Raw genomic sequence first — 14894 nt, 5'->3', positions numbered from 1 at the left:
TGTTGGGCAAAGATGTGTCATAGCTGCACTTTAAGAAAGAAGTGAGATGACCACGTATTCCAACGAAGCGGTACTTGAAGCGCTGCGGCGAGCGCAATATCGCCAGGTCCCATGGGCCAGACGGCCGGGTGTATTTCAATATCTCCGGGCGCTGGGCCTGATGGACACTGTCCGGCAGCGCACGGTCGCGCCTGCACCGGGTTTTCATGCTCCTGTCGATATTGCCGTGTTGACCGAGCGGGGCAGAGCCGAGTTCGCACGACTCGAGCACAGTGAGCGCCTGCTGAGTTGGTCTGCGCAGCGAATGAACGACTACGTCGTCGCCACAGCCGAAACGCGGCCTGCAGCCGCTCTCGAAGTCAGGCCTTAGGGCCCTCGGCGGACTGGCGTTATTTCCCCGGCCGCACGACGCGGCCGGCGGCAAGTTTATTTTCTGCTGATTCGCGGGCGCGGCCCGGGCCTTCCCTGTTTGAGCGAAAAAATTGGCGAAAAAAAGCCCGTATCGCAAGGATACGGGCGTACCGGAATTACTACTGCCACGCTGTGCTAATGGCGTTAAATCAGACTGGTTCAGCGCCGGGTGGTTCCCTCAATTGCTTAATTCGCACTACAGCGCACTGTGACTCTCGGCGTATGGCGCACGAGACGCCCGCGCCTAGCGGCGGCGCGGCGGATCTTCCCGTGGCGGTTCGGGCCGTGCGCGGACATTGCTTGCGATATCGCCGCGCAAATCGCCTCGCGGCGCCGGCGGCGTGAAGTCGCGGTTGCGCGTTGCGCTTTGTTGCCAGGCGTCAACCGAGGCCGTGTGATCCGTCCGCGAGTTCCCGCCTTGCGGGCGCTGCTGTGCGAGCGCCGGTGCGGCCATTGATGAAACGACAATGCCGCACAGAAGCAGTGACATTGGTTTCATGCTGAGCTCCCGTCAAGCCGATCGACTCAAGGCCTGTTTGCATACACATACGGTATGCCGAGTAGCGAAAGCACGCTGTAAGTAATAGTAAATGGATGTTTCACCGGCAACATTCGTGCGGCTTCACCTATCTGAAACCGCGCGACGGCAAACTCGGGGAAGCTGAAGCGGACGACCAGGATGGGCGCGCCGTGGAGCGGTGCCCATGACAGGCCGGCCAAGCGCGTGAACGCGCGGGCGGCCCGGATACATGCCGGGCGCCCGCAGGCGCCCGGAGGCAAAACAATTCGCGTCAGGCCATCTTGACCGGCGCGCGCCACGATTCCGGATTGGTCCAGAACGCGCCACGCAGACGGTCGCGGCTTGGCGGTGCCGGCGGTTTCGCGGCGGTCGCGCCAATGCGCCCACGCAGCGAAATTTCGCGGCCGCTCGTGCCGAGTCGCTTAACTATTTCGGCGAGCGTACCATCGGCTTGCCACTCGTCGAAGCGGCGGCGGCAAGTCGGCGGCGACGGATACCTGCCGGGCAGCTTGGACCAGCCTTCGCCCGTCGACAGCACCCAAAGCACAGCGTTGACAACCGCGCGTGCTTCCACGCGTGGCCGACCGCGCCGTTCACTCCGTGCTGGCTCCGCACAGAACAACGCCTCGACCAGCGCCCACTCGTTGTCTCTCAAATCGTCGAACAGCATCATGTTTCACCTCAGCGAAGCTAACTCCGGTGCGCTGCCCCGCGCCGCGCACTCTCCATGCACTCGATAGGCGAGTGCCAAGGGGGGGTCGGGCTTGCCACGGTCTGCTATGCAGTCAGAAGTCATGGCGCCGACCCTGTGTGCATGTAAATGCAGGAAGTGTGCCAAGTTGAGTCCGACTGCCTGAAAGCCCCGTAACAGCGGGCCAGCGCGGGCGCTAGCTAGGGGCGTATAAGAATCTAAAAAACCCATCTCGCAAATCGGGACAATCACCAATCTTGTGCAATCAAGCCCGGCCAGCGTGCGTTTGCGCCTCATTGCTGCATTGCGGCGAGGTAATCCGGCACGGCGCCTGCGCGGCATTTCGCCATACAATGCGCATTAAATGACGTTATTGATGAGGCCGGCAAATGAATGTGACGCTGCGTCAGCTCAGGGTTTTCATCGAGGTGGCCCGTTTGCAGAGCTTCAGCCGCGCGGGCGATGAGATCGGCCTGACGCAATCGGCGGTCAGCCGCTGCGTGCGCGAACTGGAGGGCGAAATCGGCCTCAAGCTGATCGACCGCACCACGCGCGAGGTGCAGCTCACTGACGTCGGCAGCAACCTGGTGTCGAGCGTGTCGCGTCTGTTGACCGATCTGGACGGCGCGCTGCGCGAGATTCGCGAAATCGGCGAGCAGCGGCGTGGCCGCGTGGTGGTCGCGGCCAGCCCGACGGTGGCCTGCCGGTTGATGCCCGGCGTGGTGGCGTCGTGCGGCCGGCAATTCCCGTACATTGCGCTGGGTTTGCGCGACGACGTGCAAAGCGACGTGGTGCGCAAGGTCAAATCGGGCGAAGTCGATTTCGGCGTCATCATCGGCCCGTTTTCCGCCGACGACCTCGTCAGTGAATCGCTAATGACAGATTCGTTCTGCGTCGTGTCGCGCGACGATCATCCGCTGGCGGCTCAGAAACAGGTGGCGTGGACGGATCTCGAGGGCGAGCGGCTCGTCATGCTCGACTATGCGTCCGGCAGCCGGCCGATCATCGACGCGGTGATGAACGAGCACGGCGTGAGCGCCACGGTGGTGCAGGAGCTGGGGCATTCGGCGACCGTTTTTGGGCTGGTCGAGGCGGGCGTGGGCGTGAGCGTGCTGCCGTGGCTGGCTTTGCCTTTGCCGGCGGACGCCTCGCTGGTGGCGCGGCCGTTGGTGCCGCGCGCCGAACGCACGGTCGAAATGGTGCGGCGGCGCGACCGGTCGCTGTCGCCGGCGGCGGAGGCGGTGTGGGGCCTGATCCGGCAATTGCCGGCGCGGGCTGAGGATCTGGGCTGAAGTCCTTTGGTGCGCGGGTGATGCGCAATGGGTGCGAGTGCGCGTTTGGCGTCTCGTGGGGGCGCCGCCGCGGCTGCTCGCCCGGTGGCTTCGCCGCCTCGCAAACAGGCATCGCGCTAAACTGTCGCCTTTCCTGAACCTCGACCTTGACCGGTCATTCGTGTGGAAGCCTCGATGAGCGAATCGGATCTGCCTGTGCCATCCGTCCCTAACGCGCGCGAAGCCGTGCGCGCACTGCGTCCTTCGCAGATACGCGAAGTCGCCAACGCCGGTTTCGGCGTCGCCGACGTGCTGCCGTTCTGGTTCGGCGAGTCCGACCGGGTGACGCCGGCTTTCATCCGCGACGCCGCCAGCGCTGCGTTGGCCGCCGGCGCGACCTTCTATACGCACAACCTGGGCATCGCGCCGTTGCGCGCCGCGCTCGCTGACTACGTCAGCGAACTGCACGGTCCGACTTCGTCCGATAACGTCGCGGTGACGAGCGCGGGCGTCAATGCGCTGATGCTGGCCGCGCAGCTGGTGGTGGGCGCGGGCGACCGTGTCGTCGCGGTGACGCCGTTGTGGCCCAACCTGGTCGAGATCCCGAAGATTCTCGGCGCGCATGTCGAAACGGTGGCGCTCGGTTATGGCGAACACGGCTGGCAGCTCGATCTCGAGCAATTGCTGGCCGCCCTCACGCCGGACACGAAGATGCTGCTCGTCAACTCGCCGAACAATCCGACCGGCTGGGTGATGAGCCGCGACGAGCAGCGCGCCGTGCTGGCGCATTGCCGGCGCCACGGCATCTGGATTGTCGCGGACGAAGTCTACGAGCGTCTTTATTACGAGGATGCCGGCATCGGCGCCGGCGGCGCCCGGTCACGCACTGCGCCGTCCTTTCTCGATCTGGCCGCGCGCGACGAACGCGTGATCTGCGTGAACTCGTTCTCGAAGGCATGGCTGATGACTGGCTGGCGGCTCGGCTGGATCGTCGCGCCGGCCGCGCTGATGGACGATCTGGGCAAACTGGTCGAATACAACACCTCGTGCGCGCCTGCTTTCGTGCAGCAGGCGGGCATCGCGGCCGTCCAGCAGGGCGAGCGCTTCACGCAGGAGCTGGTGCGAGATCTTAAGGCGTCGCGCGATCATCTGGTGCGGGCGTTGTCCGCGGTGCCGGGCGTCGACCTGAAGACACCGCCGGGTGCGATGTATCTGTTTTTTTCGATGCCGGGGGCCTCGCGCAGTCTCGAGTTGTGCAAGGCGCTGGTGCGCGAAGTGGGGCTGGGTGTGGCGCCCGGCAGCGCGTTCGGCCCGCAAGGCGAGGGTTTCGTGCGCTGGTGCTATGCCTGCGACACGGCGCGGCTGGACACGGGCGTCGAGCGTCTGAAGCGGTTTCTCGCGCAGCACGGCGCACATTGAACGATGGCGGAGGCGAAGCCGGCCGGAGAGGAGGGTTTCAGGTCGAATTTCGTACGCTTTTGCTCTGAAGCAGATGGGCCAGAGCATCCGCGGAAAATGCGCGGCGGATTTCGTTCGGGATTTCGTCTTTACGCACCGATTGTTTTTGCGTAATATGGCGCTCAGTCACGCGGTTCCTTTCAGGAATATCGCTGCTCCGTCCGGCTGGGTTTGGCTCGATTGCCTGTTTCGCCTCCCCCCGGTGCGTGCTCCCATCAATATGACCGATCAGAATCGGGCGAGCGCGTCTTCAGTTCCACATCGTCTGTTTGATCCGGTTCTTTGACCCTAACTCATAAGGTCGACCTGGCTGCATGAATACCCAAGAGGCGAAGATCGTCCTCGAGACTGCTTTGATCTGCGCGCAGGAGCCGCTAAAGCTCGGCGAACTGCGCAAGCTCTTTGCCGACGGCGTGTCGGCAGATACCGTTCGGACTTTGCTCGAAGACCTCAAGCAGGATTGGTCTGGGCGCGGTGTGGAGTTGGTCGGGCTGGCTTCGGGCTGGCGGTTTCAAAGCAAGCCCGCGATGCGTTCGTACCTGGATCGTCTGCATCCCGAGAAACCGCCGAAATATTCGCGCGCGGTGCTCGAAACGCTCGCGATCATCGCGTATCGGCAACCGGTCACACGCGGCGATATCGAAGAGATTCGCGGCGTCACAGTGAATACGCAGGTCGTCAAGCAGCTCGAGGATCGGGGCTGGATCGAAGTGATCGGCCATCGTGATGTTCCGGGCCGTCCGGCGCTGTACGCGACCACGCGGCAGTTTCTCGACGACCTGGGTTTGAAGGCGCTCGACGAATTGCCGCCGCTTGCCGATCCGTCGGCGCAGCTGAATGCGGATCTGCTCGGGCAGCACGCGATCGAGTTCGCCGACGCTGAAGCCGCGCAGGCGCTGGCCTCGGGCGAGGCGGTTGAGCCCGAAGCGGATGCGGAAACTGCCGCGGTCGAAGCTGATCCGGTTGCGGCCGAATCCTTCGGCGCGACTGGGAGCGACGCGGAACAGAGCGCCCCACAAGCAGCAGCGGGCGAGACGCTGCATACTGAATCCGTAGACCCGGCGAGTCACGCAGATGGCGGCGACGTCGAACAAGCGGGAGTGGAACCTGCTAAAGAGCATCAAGCGCTGCACGATCAGCCGCAGCGTGGCGAGCCGGCCGATAGCGCTGCGGATGCCGCGCCGGCGTCCGAGCCGCATCAGGACGCCGCTGCCATTCCGGCCACGCAAGAGCATGCTGAAGCTGCACACGTTGAACCGCAAGCCGGCGCCGCCGAGCCTGCACTGAATCACGATTCGGTCTCCCAGGCCGATCCGGCAATACCCGCGCACGGCTCGGGCGTACTCCGCGAAACGGAGCACACCACCGAGCCGAACCCGACCACGGCGGCGCACGGCGATCCAGAGGATCGCCGCGATGCTGCACAGGACGCAGGTGTCCTGACCGACGACGAACCCGAGTCGCGCAGCGCCTGACGTAACCGAACTTTTTTGCCGCGCCCGCAACGGGCGCGCGCGACCTGACATTTTGAGGTTGTTTTGACACATACCCACGACACCGATTCGTCCGAATCCGAGCGCGCCGTGCCGTCGGCGCGCGCTGACGAAGCGCGCACCACGCAAGCGTCAGCAGGCGAGGGCGAGCGCCCGGCGCAGACCACGGAAGCAGACGGTGAAGACCGTCCGCGCCGTGGCCTGCGTCGCGGGCCGCGCAGCCTGATTGCGCGGCGCCGCGCCGGAGCGAAGACGAAGGGCGCCGAAGGCGCGCCGGTCGTCACCGAGGCACCGCCGGACGGCGAAGTCGTCGCGCCAGTGCGTATGCCGCGCAAGGATGCGGGCGCCAAGGGCCAGGGGCCGCGCCGCAACGCGGGCGGCGCGAAGCGCGAAGGCGGTCAGCGTGACGGCGCGCCCCGCGAAGGCGGACCTCGCGAAGGCGGACCTCGCGAGCGTCAGCCGCGCGAAGGCGGTCAGCGTCAGAACCGCCGCGGCGGCGAGGCGCCGGCAGCGGCGACTGAAGCCAGTCAGGACGATCTGTTTTCGTATGTCACGTCGCCTGCTTTCGATGCGGACAACAACGCCACTGGCGGCGTGCGCGCCCCGATGCTGCGCCGTGGCAAGCCGGCTGCGCCCAAGCGCGTGCTGTCGCCGGACGACGACGCGCCGAAGCTGCACAAGGTGCTGGCCGAAGCCGGCATGGGCTCGCGCCGCGACATGGAAGAGCTGATCGTGGCCGGCCGGGTATCGGTGAACGGCGAACCTGCGCACATCGGCCAGCGCATCATGCCGACCGACCAGGTCCGCATCAACGGCAAGCCGGTCAAGCGCAAGCTGGCCAACAAGCCGCCGCGCGTGCTGCTGTATCACAAACCGACGGGCGAAATCGTCAGCCACGCCGATCCGGAGGGCCGTCCGTCCGTGTTCGACAAGCTGCCGCCCATGAAGACCGCCAAGTGGCTCGCGGTCGGCCGCCTCGACTTCAACACCGAAGGTCTGCTGATGCTGACCACCTCGGGCGATCTGGCAAACCGGTTCATGCATCCGCGTTATAGCGTCGAGCGTGAATATGCGGTGCGCGTGGTCGGCGAGCTGGCTGAAGGGATGCGTCAGAAGCTGTTGCACGGCGTCGAACTGGAAGACGGCCCGGCGAACTTCCTGCGTATTCGTGACGGTGGTGGCGAGGGCACCAATCATTGGTATCACGTCGCGCTCGCCGAAGGGCGTAACCGCGAAGTGCGCCGCATGTTCGAAGCGGCCGGCCTGATGGTCAGCCGTCTGATCCGTACGCGACACGGCCCGATTTCGCTGCCGAAGGGCTTGAAGCGCGGCCGCTACGAAGAACTCGAAGACAATCAGGTGCGCGCGTTGATGGCCTCGGTCGGTCTGAAGGCGCCCACTGAAGAACGGGGTGGCCGCAATGCCGCGCCCGAGCGCAAGCAGCCGGATCCGATGCAGACGTCGATGGGCTTCATCAGCCGCGAGCCGGTGCTGATGTCGCATGGCCGTTTCGACCAGCAGCAGCCTCGTGGCCAGGGCCGGCGCGGTGCGGCGGGCGGCGGCTTCGGCGGCGGCGGTGGCGCGGGCTCCGGTTTCGGCGGCGGCTACGGCAATCGCGGTACAGGCCGCGGCGCTGGTGGCTTCAGCGGCCCGACGGGCGGCGGCGTGGGCGGCCCGCGTGGCGGCCGTGACGTCGACGGCAATCGTGCGCCGTCGGGCAATGGCAATCGGGCCGCGGGTGGCGGCAAGCGCGCCGGCGGCAACAGCGCCAATCCGGGCGGCGGCAACCGCGGGCCGGGCGGCAATCGCAGCGGTAACGCCAATCGTGCTGGCAGCGGCAACACCAACGCGGGCGGCGCCAATCGTGGCGGCGGCGCGCCGCGCGGCCGCTCGCGGGGCCGTTAAGCGGTAGTCGCAGTTGGCAGGGCAGCCGGCGCGGTCGTTTGTTCTTTGGCGATTGCGTCAGGCTGCCGTGAGAATCAATTGATAAGCGCTGCGGGTTTTATGTCGCGCATAAAAACTGTGGCGTGCGCATAAGTAGGGGCAGAGTTTCTTGCCCGATTCGCTGGCCGCCGCTGGTGCATGGTGCGAATCAGCTTGCAAAAGGCTGAAGCCGTCGCCGTATCGTTGATATAGCGTTGCAGGATTGCCATGAAAATCAAGCGGAAATGCGCTTCGCGCGGCGTTCTGCGGTTTGCGTTTGTCCCGAAAAATGGCTACAATCGCGAAGTCGCTGGGCGTGCGGCTTTTCATGTGCGGCTCAGGTGCGACCACCGGTAATAAGATGATGGGCGTTTAGCCCATTTTTTTTTGCCGCTCAGTTCATCGTGGTTCGGCATCTCGGGTAGCACGAACGTGCGCCGGCTTGGCGCGCGGCCCGCATGGATTGTTTGCAAAACAAGCGGCGCTCGCCGCGCGAACATCTTAGAGGGCACTGTGCAACTGACGGAACTGATTGAAACCACGGTCGTGGGACTCGGCTACGAGCTCGTCGATCTCGAGCGCACCGGGCGCGGCATGTTGTGTATTTATATCGACCAGCCGGCCGGCATCGCGATCGAAGACTGCGAGAAAGTCACGCGTCAGCTCCAGCACGTTCTGACGGTCGAAAATATCGATTACGAGCGGCTTGAAGTGTCGTCGCCGGGTCTCGATCGCCCGCTGAAAAAACTGGCGGATTTCGAACGCTTCGCGGGCAGCGAAGTGGTTATCACATTGAAAAAGCCATTGGACGGACGGAAATCGTACCGGGGCATTCTGCATGCTCCGCAAGGCGAGACGATCGGTCTGGAATTTGAAGGGAAGGAAGGCGCCGCGATGCTTGATTTCACGCTCGCGGACATGGATAAAGCACGCCTCGTTCCGAAAGTTGACTTTAGGAGCCGCAAACAATGAGTCGCGAAGTGTTGATGCTGGTGGATGCGCTGGCACGCGAGAAGAACGTCGACAAAGACGTGGTATTTGCCGCGCTCGAGGCGGCCCTCGCTTCGGCCTCCAAGAAACTCTTCGAAGAAGACGCGGACATCCGCGTCCAGATCGACCGTGAAAGCGGCGAACACGAAACGTTTCGCCGTTGGCGCGTGGTGCCGGACGAAGCCGGTTTGCAGGAGCCGGATCAGGAAATTCTGCTGTTCGAAGCACGTGAACAGAAGCCCGAAATCCAGCTCGACGAATTCATCGAGGAACCGGTGCCGTCGATCGAATTCGGCCGCATCGGCGCGCAGGCCGCCAAGCAGGTGATCCTGCAGAAGGTGCGTGACGCCGAGCGCGAGCAGATCCTGAACGACTTCCTCGAGCGCGGCGAAAGCATCATGACCGGCTCGGTCAAGCGCCTGGACAAGGGTAACTTCATCGTCGAAACCGGCCGTGTCGAAGCGTTGCTGCGCCGCGACCAGCTGATTCCGAAGGAAAACCTGCGCGTGGGCGACCGCGTGCGCGCCTATATCGCCAAGGTCGATCGCACCGCGCGTGGTCCGCAGATCGAACTGTCGCGTACGGCGCCTGAATTCCTGATGAAGCTGTTCGAAATGGAAGTGCCGGAAATCGAACAGGGCCTGCTGGAAATCAAGGCGGCGGCGCGCGATCCGGGCGTGCGCGCCAAGATCGGCGTGGTCGCTTACGACAAGCGCATCGATCCGATCGGCACCTGCGTCGGCATTCGCGGTTCGCGCGTGCAGGCCGTGCGTAACGAGCTCGGTGGCGAAAACGTCGACATCGTGCTATGGTCGGAAGATCCCGCCCAGTTTGTGATCGGCGCGCTCGCGCCGGCAGCCGTCCAGTCGATCGTCGTCGACGAAGAAAAGCATTCGATGGACGTCGTCGTAGACGAAAACGAACTGGCGGTCGCGATCGGCCGCAGCGGCCAGAACGTGCGTCTTGCCAGCGAACTCACCGGCTGGCAGATCAACATCATGACGCCGGACGAATCTGCGCAGAAGCAGAATCAGGAACGCGGCGTACTGCGCGACCTGTTCATGGCGCGTCTCGATGTCGACGAGGAAGTCGCTGACATCCTGATCGACGAAGGTTTCACGAGCCTCGAAGAGATCGCTTATGTGCCGCTCAACGAGATGCTCGAAATCGAAGCATTCGACGAAGACACCGTTCATGAACTGCGTAATCGCTCGCGCGACGCGTTGCTGACGCAGGCGATCGCGAATGAAGAAAAGGTCGAAAATGTGGCACTCGACCTGAAGAGCCTGGAAGGCATGGACGCCGACCTGCTCGCCAAGCTTGCCGAACATCAGATCCAGACGCGCGACGAACTCGCCGAGCTGGCTGTGGATGAACTGGTCGAGATGACCGGAATGGAAGAGGATGCCGCTAAGGCGTTGATCATGAAAGCACGTGAACACTGGTTCCAGTGAGAAATGACCATGGCGCACTAAATTGAACGCGGCCGTCAGGCCGCATGACCCGATGCTAACCGCAAGGAATCGGTCCTTGCATTAAGAGGAATGAATGGCGAGTAACAACGTAGCCCAATTTGCCGCGGAACTGAAAATGCCTGCAGGCGTGCTGCTCGAGCAGCTGCAGGCGGCGGGCGTCCAGAAAGCGAGCGAAGACGACAACCTGTCCGAGGCGGACAAGGCGCGTCTGCTCGACCACTTGCGCAAGTCGCACGGCTCCAACGATGCCGACAAGCGCAAGATCACGCTGACGCGCCGGCATACGTCGGAGATCAAGCAGTCCGACGCGACGGGTAAAGCTCGCACCATTCAGGTCGAAGTGCGCAAGAAGCGCACCTTCGTCCGCCGCGACGAATCCGCCGCCGAAGGCGCGGAAGCATCGAATCATGTGGCCGAAGCCGACGTGGACGACCTCGAACTCCAGCGTCGTGAAGAGGAAGCTCGTCACGAAGCCGAGCTGCTCGAAAAGCAGGCTCAGGAGCTGAAGGCGCGTCAGGAACAACTCGAACGCGAAGAGGCCGAGCGTCAGGCGCGCGAGCAGGCTGCCGAAGCCGAGCGCCGCCGTGCGGAAGAAGAGGCGGCGAAGAAGCGCGCGTCGGCTGCGGCCGAAGCGGCTGCTCGCGAGAAGGCTCAAGCGCCGCAAGCGGCTGCACAGCCGGCCGCCGCGAAGGCTGAGCCGGCCGCTGCCAAGGCCGCCGAGCCGGCGGCTGAGCAGGACGACGAGCGCGCCGCGGCAGAGCGCGCCGCTCAACGCGAAGCAGCGAAGAAAGCGGAAGACGCAGCGCGTCAGGCCGCCGAAAAGACGCGCGCCGAGCAGGAAGAAATCAGCAAGCGCCGTGCGGCGGCGGAAGCCGAAGCGCGTGCGATTCGCGAAATGATGAACACGCCGCGCAAGGCGCAGGTCAAGGCGCCGGAACCGGCACCGAAGCCCGCTGAGCCGGCCAAGGCCGCGGAAGCCAAGGGCACGCTGCACAAGCCGGCGCGTCCGGCAGGCGAAGCCCCGGCGCGTCCGGCAGCCAAGAAGCCGGCTGCCGCAGCTCCGGCTGCTCCGGCCGCACCGTCGGCTGGCGACAAGAAGAAGCCGGGCGCCGGCAAGGGCGGCTGGCAGGACGACGCAGCGAAGCGCCGCGGCATCAAGACGCGTGGCGATACGAGCGGCGGTGTCGATCGCGGCTGGCGCGGCGGCCCGAAGGGTCGCGGCAAGCATCAGGATCAGAGCACCACGTTCCAGGCGCCGACCGAACCGATCGTGCGTGAAGTGCACGTGCCGGAAACCATCACGGTCGCCGATCTGGCGCACAAGATGGCGGTGAAGGCATCGGAAGTCATCAAGTCGATGATGAAGCTCGGCCAGATGGTCACGATCAACCAGATGCTGGACCAGGAAACGGCGATGATCATCGTCGAGGAACTGGGCCATCACGCGGTTGCGGCCAAGCTGGACGATCCGGAAGCCATGCTGGTCGAAGGCGAAGTTTCCGACGCGGAAGCACTGCCGCGTCCGCCGGTCGTTACGGTCATGGGCCACGTCGACCACGGCAAGACGTCGCTGCTCGACTACATCCGCCGCGCCAAGGTTGCAGCGGGTGAAGCAGGTGGGATTACGCAGCACATCGGCGCCTATCACGTCGAAACGCCGCGCGGCGTCGTCACGTTCCTCGACACGCCGGGTCACGAAGCCTTTACGGCCATGCGTGCCCGTGGTGCGAAGGCAACCGACATCGTGATTCTGGTGGTCGCAGCCGACGACGGCGTGATGCCGCAAACGAAGGAAGCGATCGCCCACGCGAGGGCAGGCGGCGTGCCGCTCGTCGTCGCGATCAACAAGATCGACAAGCCGGAAGCGAATCTTGAGCGCGTCAAGCAGGAACTGGTCACCGAAGGCGTCGTGCCAGAAGAATACGGTGGCGATTCGCCGTTCGTGCCGGTGTCGGCCAAGACCGGTGCGGGTATCGACGATCTGCTGGAAAACGTGCTGCTGCAAGCCGAAGTGCTGGAACTGAAGGCGCCGGTCGAAGCACCGGCCAAGGGTCTCGTCATCGAAGCGAAGCTCGACAAGGGTAAGGGTCCGGTTGCAACGATCCTCGTCCAGTCCGGTACGCTGAACCGCGGCGACGTGGTGCTGGCAGGCAGCGCCTACGGTCGCGTGCGAGCCATGCTCGACGAAACCGGCAAGCCGACCAAGTCCGCTGGCCCGTCGATCCCGGTCGAGATCCAGGGTCTGTCGGAAGTGCCGCAGGCTGGCGAAGAAATGATCGTCATGCCGGACGACCGTAAGGCGCGTGAAGTCGCGCTGTTCCGTCAAGGCAAGTTCCGCGACGTCAAGCTGGCCAAGCAACAGGCCGCGAAGCTCGAGAACATGCTGGAGCAGATGGGCGAAGGCGAAGTGCAGTACATGCCGCTCATCGTCAAGGCCGACGTGCAAGGTTCGCAGGAAGCTTTGGTGCAGTCGCTGCTCAAGCTGTCGACCGACGAAGTGCGCGTGCAGATCGTGCACGGCGCCGTGGGTGGCATCAGCGAGTCCGACGTCAACCTGGCAACGGCTTCGAAGGCGGTCATCATCGGCTTCAACACCCGTGCGGATGCACAGGCTCGCAAGCTGGCGGAAGCCAATGGCGTCGATATTCGCTACTACAACATCATCTATGACGCAGTGGATGAAGTGAAGGCCGCGATGTCGGGCATGCTGGCACCGGAGAAGCGCGAGATCGTGACGGGTACGGTCGAAGTGCGTCAGGTCTTCAAGGTACCGAAGATCGGCGCGGTGGCAGGCTGTATGGTCACGGACGGTTTCGTCAAGCGCTCGTCGTCGGTGCGTGTGCTGCGCAACAACGTCGTCATCTTTACGGGCGAGCTCGATTCGCTCAAGCGCTTCAAGGACGACGTGAAGGAAGTCCGTCAGGGCTTCGAGTGCGGTATGTCGATCAAGAACTTCAACGATATCGTCGAAGGCGATCAGTTCGAAGTCTTCGAGGTTACCGAAGTCGCGCGTACGCTGTAATTCACGCGGCACGGCTAAAGGGGCGGAGCGGGCTTCAACGCCCGCTCCGCCCGTTGTTTTTGGCCCTGCCGTTTCGCGCCCGCAGCGGTCGTGGCGGTTGTCCCAGCCGCTTCATCGCCGCCTGGAAAAAACCGCGGCCCGCGCGAACAACCTTTGCTATCCGCCAGAACGGATCACCCATTCACCATGCCTAAAAAACGTACTTCTCCCAATCGCAACGTGCAGATCGCCGATCAGATCCAGCGCGATCTGTCCGAGCTGCTGCGCGAGGTCAAGGACCCGCGCATCGGTATCGTCACGATTCAAAGCGTCGAACTGACGCCGGACTATGCGCACGCGAAGGTCTACTTCACGACGCTGACCGGCGACCCGCAGCAGACGCTGGAAGCGCTCCAGCACGCTGCCGGCCATCTGCACAATCAGCTGTTCAAGCGCCTGCATATCCATACCGTGCCGACGCTGCATTTCCACTACGACAAGACCATCGAACGCGCCGTCGAAATGTCGCGTTTGATCGACGAGGCGAATGCCAGTCGCGCGAAGGAGGATTGAGCGCGCGGGTTGTGTCCGCGTCCTTATCCGCATGCTGATTGCGTCCATGCTTGCGTCCTGACCTGGCGTCCTCAGCCGCGCTGTTTTTCGTACCCATTGAAGCTCTCGTCTTTCTGACATGACCGCACCTCAACGCCCCCGCGTGCCGCGTCGCGCGCTCGACGGCGTGCTGCTACTCGACAAGCCGCTCGGCCTGTCGAGCAACGACGCGCTGATTCGCGCGAAGCGTCTCTATCTGGCGAAAAAGGCGGGCCATACCGGCACGCTCGATCCACTGGCCACCGGTCTGTTGCCGCTGTGTTTCGGCGAAGCCACCAAGTTCTCGCAGGACCTGCTCGAAGCCGACAAGACCTACGAGGCGACCATGCGCCTCGGCATCCGCACGACCACCGGCGACGCCGAAGGCGAAGCGCTCGACACGCGCGAGGTGACGTGCGACGAGGCTGCTGTAAAGGCCGCGCTGGACACTTTCCTCGGCGACATCGTTCAGGTTCCGCCGATGTATTCGGCGCTCAAACGCGACGGCAAGCCGCTCTACGAATACGCGCGCGCCGGTCAGACGGTCGAGCGGGAAGGGCGTCAGGTGACGATCCATGCGCTCGAGCTGCTCGCCTGCGCGCTGCCGGACGTCACGTTTCGCGTGACGTGCAGTAAAGGCACGTACGTAAGGACGCTGGCCGAGGATATCGGTGAAGCGCTCGGTTGCGGCGCGCATCTGGTCGCGTTGCGGCGCACGGGTGTTGGCGCGCTGACGTTGGAAAATTCGGTGACGCTCCGCGCGCTGTCCGACGCGACGCAAAGCCAGCGCGATGCGTGGCTGCAACCGGTCGATGCGTTGCTGTCCACGTTCCCGCTCGTGCAATTGAATGAAGACGCGACACGGCGGTTCCTGCATGGCCAGCGCTTGAAACTCTCCGAACTGACCATCAGCGCGGACGCGCTGAACGCGCCACGGGTTCGCGTCTACGCCGCTGAAGGCCGCTTGCTTGGCGTCGCGAAACAGGGCGAGGGCGTGCTTGCGCCGGAGCGGCTGGTGGTGACAGCCGCGAGCTGAACCGCGTTCGCAGCCCGGCACGCAGCAACGAAAA

Annotated in this window: 12 protein-coding genes and 1 pseudogene; 10 read left to right on the top strand and 3 right to left on the bottom strand. The window is 64.1% G+C overall.

Features of this window, described 5'->3' with window-relative positions:
- Positions 1 to 46: 46 nt before the first annotated feature.
- Positions 47 to 370 (top strand): hypothetical protein, encoded by a 324-nt coding sequence (locus tag AC07WT_RS12320; RefSeq protein WP_492591651.1) that lies wholly within the window; start codon positions 47 to 49, stop codon positions 368 to 370.
- Between the two features lie 285 nt (positions 371 to 655).
- Here AC07WT_RS12320 and AC07WT_RS12315 read toward each other — a convergent pair whose 3' ends face one another.
- A complete protein-coding gene (locus tag AC07WT_RS12315) occupies positions 656 to 910 on the bottom strand; it encodes a hypothetical protein (RefSeq protein WP_492591650.1) in 255 nt (84 codons plus the stop codon).
- A 295-nt stretch (positions 911 to 1205) separates the two neighbouring features.
- Positions 1206 to 1601 (bottom strand): annotated as a pseudogene (locus AC07WT_RS12310) (transposase); the annotation flags it as partial.
- Between the two features lie 410 nt (positions 1602 to 2011).
- Here AC07WT_RS12310 and AC07WT_RS12305 point away from each other — a divergent pair.
- The 4 genes from AC07WT_RS12305 (at position 2012) to rluB (ending at position 7749) form a co-directional block, all read left to right on the top strand.
- Entirely contained in the window at positions 2012 to 2914 is a 903-nt protein-coding gene (locus tag AC07WT_RS12305; RefSeq protein WP_494947304.1) for a LysR family transcriptional regulator, read from the top strand.
- 174 nt (positions 2915 to 3088) lie between these two features.
- Positions 3089 to 4312, top strand: coding sequence for a pyridoxal phosphate-dependent aminotransferase (locus AC07WT_RS12300; protein ID WP_494947303.1), 1224 nt, complete (start codon positions 3089 to 3091; stop codon positions 4310 to 4312).
- A 353-nt stretch (positions 4313 to 4665) separates the two neighbouring features.
- Positions 4666 to 5826: an SMC-Scp complex subunit ScpB gene (gene scpB, locus AC07WT_RS12295; RefSeq protein ID WP_494947302.1), complete on the top strand. Its 1161-nt coding sequence runs from the start codon at positions 4666 to 4668 to the stop codon at positions 5824 to 5826.
- A gap of 63 nt (positions 5827 to 5889) precedes the next feature.
- Positions 5890 to 7749 carry a 23S rRNA pseudouridine(2605) synthase RluB gene (gene rluB / locus AC07WT_RS12290; protein WP_494947301.1) on the top strand — a complete coding sequence of 620 codons (1860 nt, stop codon included), beginning with the start codon at positions 5890 to 5892 and terminating at the stop codon, positions 7747 to 7749.
- Between the two features lie 57 nt (positions 7750 to 7806).
- Here the strand turns inward: rluB and AC07WT_RS12285 are convergent, their stop codons facing one another.
- Complete coding sequence (locus AC07WT_RS12285) at positions 7807 to 8097, bottom strand: hypothetical protein (protein WP_494947300.1); 291 nt, start codon at positions 8095 to 8097, stop codon at positions 7807 to 7809.
- 183 nt (positions 8098 to 8280) lie between these two features.
- Between AC07WT_RS12285 and rimP the strand changes: the two genes are divergently transcribed.
- The 5 genes from rimP to truB all read left to right on the top strand — a co-directional run bounded on the left by rimP (position 8281) and on the right by truB (position 14860).
- On the top strand, positions 8281 to 8739 hold the full coding sequence (gene rimP / locus AC07WT_RS12280; protein ID WP_007182297.1) for a ribosome maturation factor RimP: 459 nt from the start codon (positions 8281 to 8283) through the stop codon (positions 8737 to 8739).
- Positions 8736 to 10211, top strand: coding sequence for a transcription termination factor NusA (nusA, locus tag AC07WT_RS12275; RefSeq protein WP_492591645.1), 1476 nt, complete (start codon positions 8736 to 8738; stop codon positions 10209 to 10211). The genes rimP and nusA overlap by 4 nt, the downstream gene beginning before the upstream one ends.
- A gap of 94 nt (positions 10212 to 10305) precedes the next feature.
- Positions 10306 to 13254, top strand: coding sequence for a translation initiation factor IF-2 (infB, locus tag AC07WT_RS12270; RefSeq protein ID WP_494947299.1), 2949 nt, complete (start codon positions 10306 to 10308; stop codon positions 13252 to 13254).
- Between the two features lie 186 nt (positions 13255 to 13440).
- Positions 13441 to 13806 (top strand): 30S ribosome-binding factor RbfA, encoded by a 366-nt coding sequence (rbfA, locus tag AC07WT_RS12265; protein ID WP_494947298.1) that lies wholly within the window; start codon positions 13441 to 13443, stop codon positions 13804 to 13806.
- 118 nt (positions 13807 to 13924) lie between these two features.
- Positions 13925 to 14860, top strand: coding sequence for a tRNA pseudouridine(55) synthase TruB (gene truB / locus AC07WT_RS12260; RefSeq protein ID WP_494947297.1), 936 nt, complete (start codon positions 13925 to 13927; stop codon positions 14858 to 14860).
- Positions 14861 to 14894 lie beyond the last annotated feature (34 nt).

The sequence above is a fragment of the Paraburkholderia sp. GW821-FHT02A12 genome (assembly GCF_059422005.1).
The sequence above is the reverse complement of the archived record's forward strand: the minus strand, read 5'-3'. Positions and strand labels throughout refer to the sequence as shown.

Bases quoted from the DNA above. Each gene is read 5' to 3' on its own strand.
- AC07WT_RS12285 (WP_494947300.1), bottom strand. From the start codon at position 8,097: ATGAAAAGCCGCACGCCCAGCGACTTCGCGATTGTAGCCATTTTTCGG.
- nusA (WP_492591645.1), top strand. From the start codon at position 8,736: ATGAGTCGCGAAGTGTTGATGCTGGTGGATGCGCTGGCACGCGAGAAG.
- infB (WP_494947299.1), top strand. From the start codon at position 10,306: ATGGCGAGTAACAACGTAGCCCAATTTGCCGCGGAACTGAAAATGCCT.
- AC07WT_RS12300 (WP_494947303.1), top strand. From the start codon at position 3,089: ATGAGCGAATCGGATCTGCCTGTGCCATCCGTCCCTAACGCGCGCGAA.
- AC07WT_RS12305 (WP_494947304.1), top strand. From the start codon at position 2,012: ATGAATGTGACGCTGCGTCAGCTCAGGGTTTTCATCGAGGTGGCCCGT.
- scpB (WP_494947302.1), top strand. From the start codon at position 4,666: ATGAATACCCAAGAGGCGAAGATCGTCCTCGAGACTGCTTTGATCTGC.
- AC07WT_RS12320 (WP_492591651.1), top strand. From the start codon at position 47: ATGACCACGTATTCCAACGAAGCGGTACTTGAAGCGCTGCGGCGAGCG.
- rbfA (WP_494947298.1), top strand. From the start codon at position 13,441: ATGCCTAAAAAACGTACTTCTCCCAATCGCAACGTGCAGATCGCCGAT.
- truB (WP_494947297.1), top strand. From the start codon at position 13,925: ATGACCGCACCTCAACGCCCCCGCGTGCCGCGTCGCGCGCTCGACGGC.
- AC07WT_RS12315 (WP_492591650.1), bottom strand. From the start codon at position 910: ATGAAACCAATGTCACTGCTTCTGTGCGGCATTGTCGTTTCATCAATG.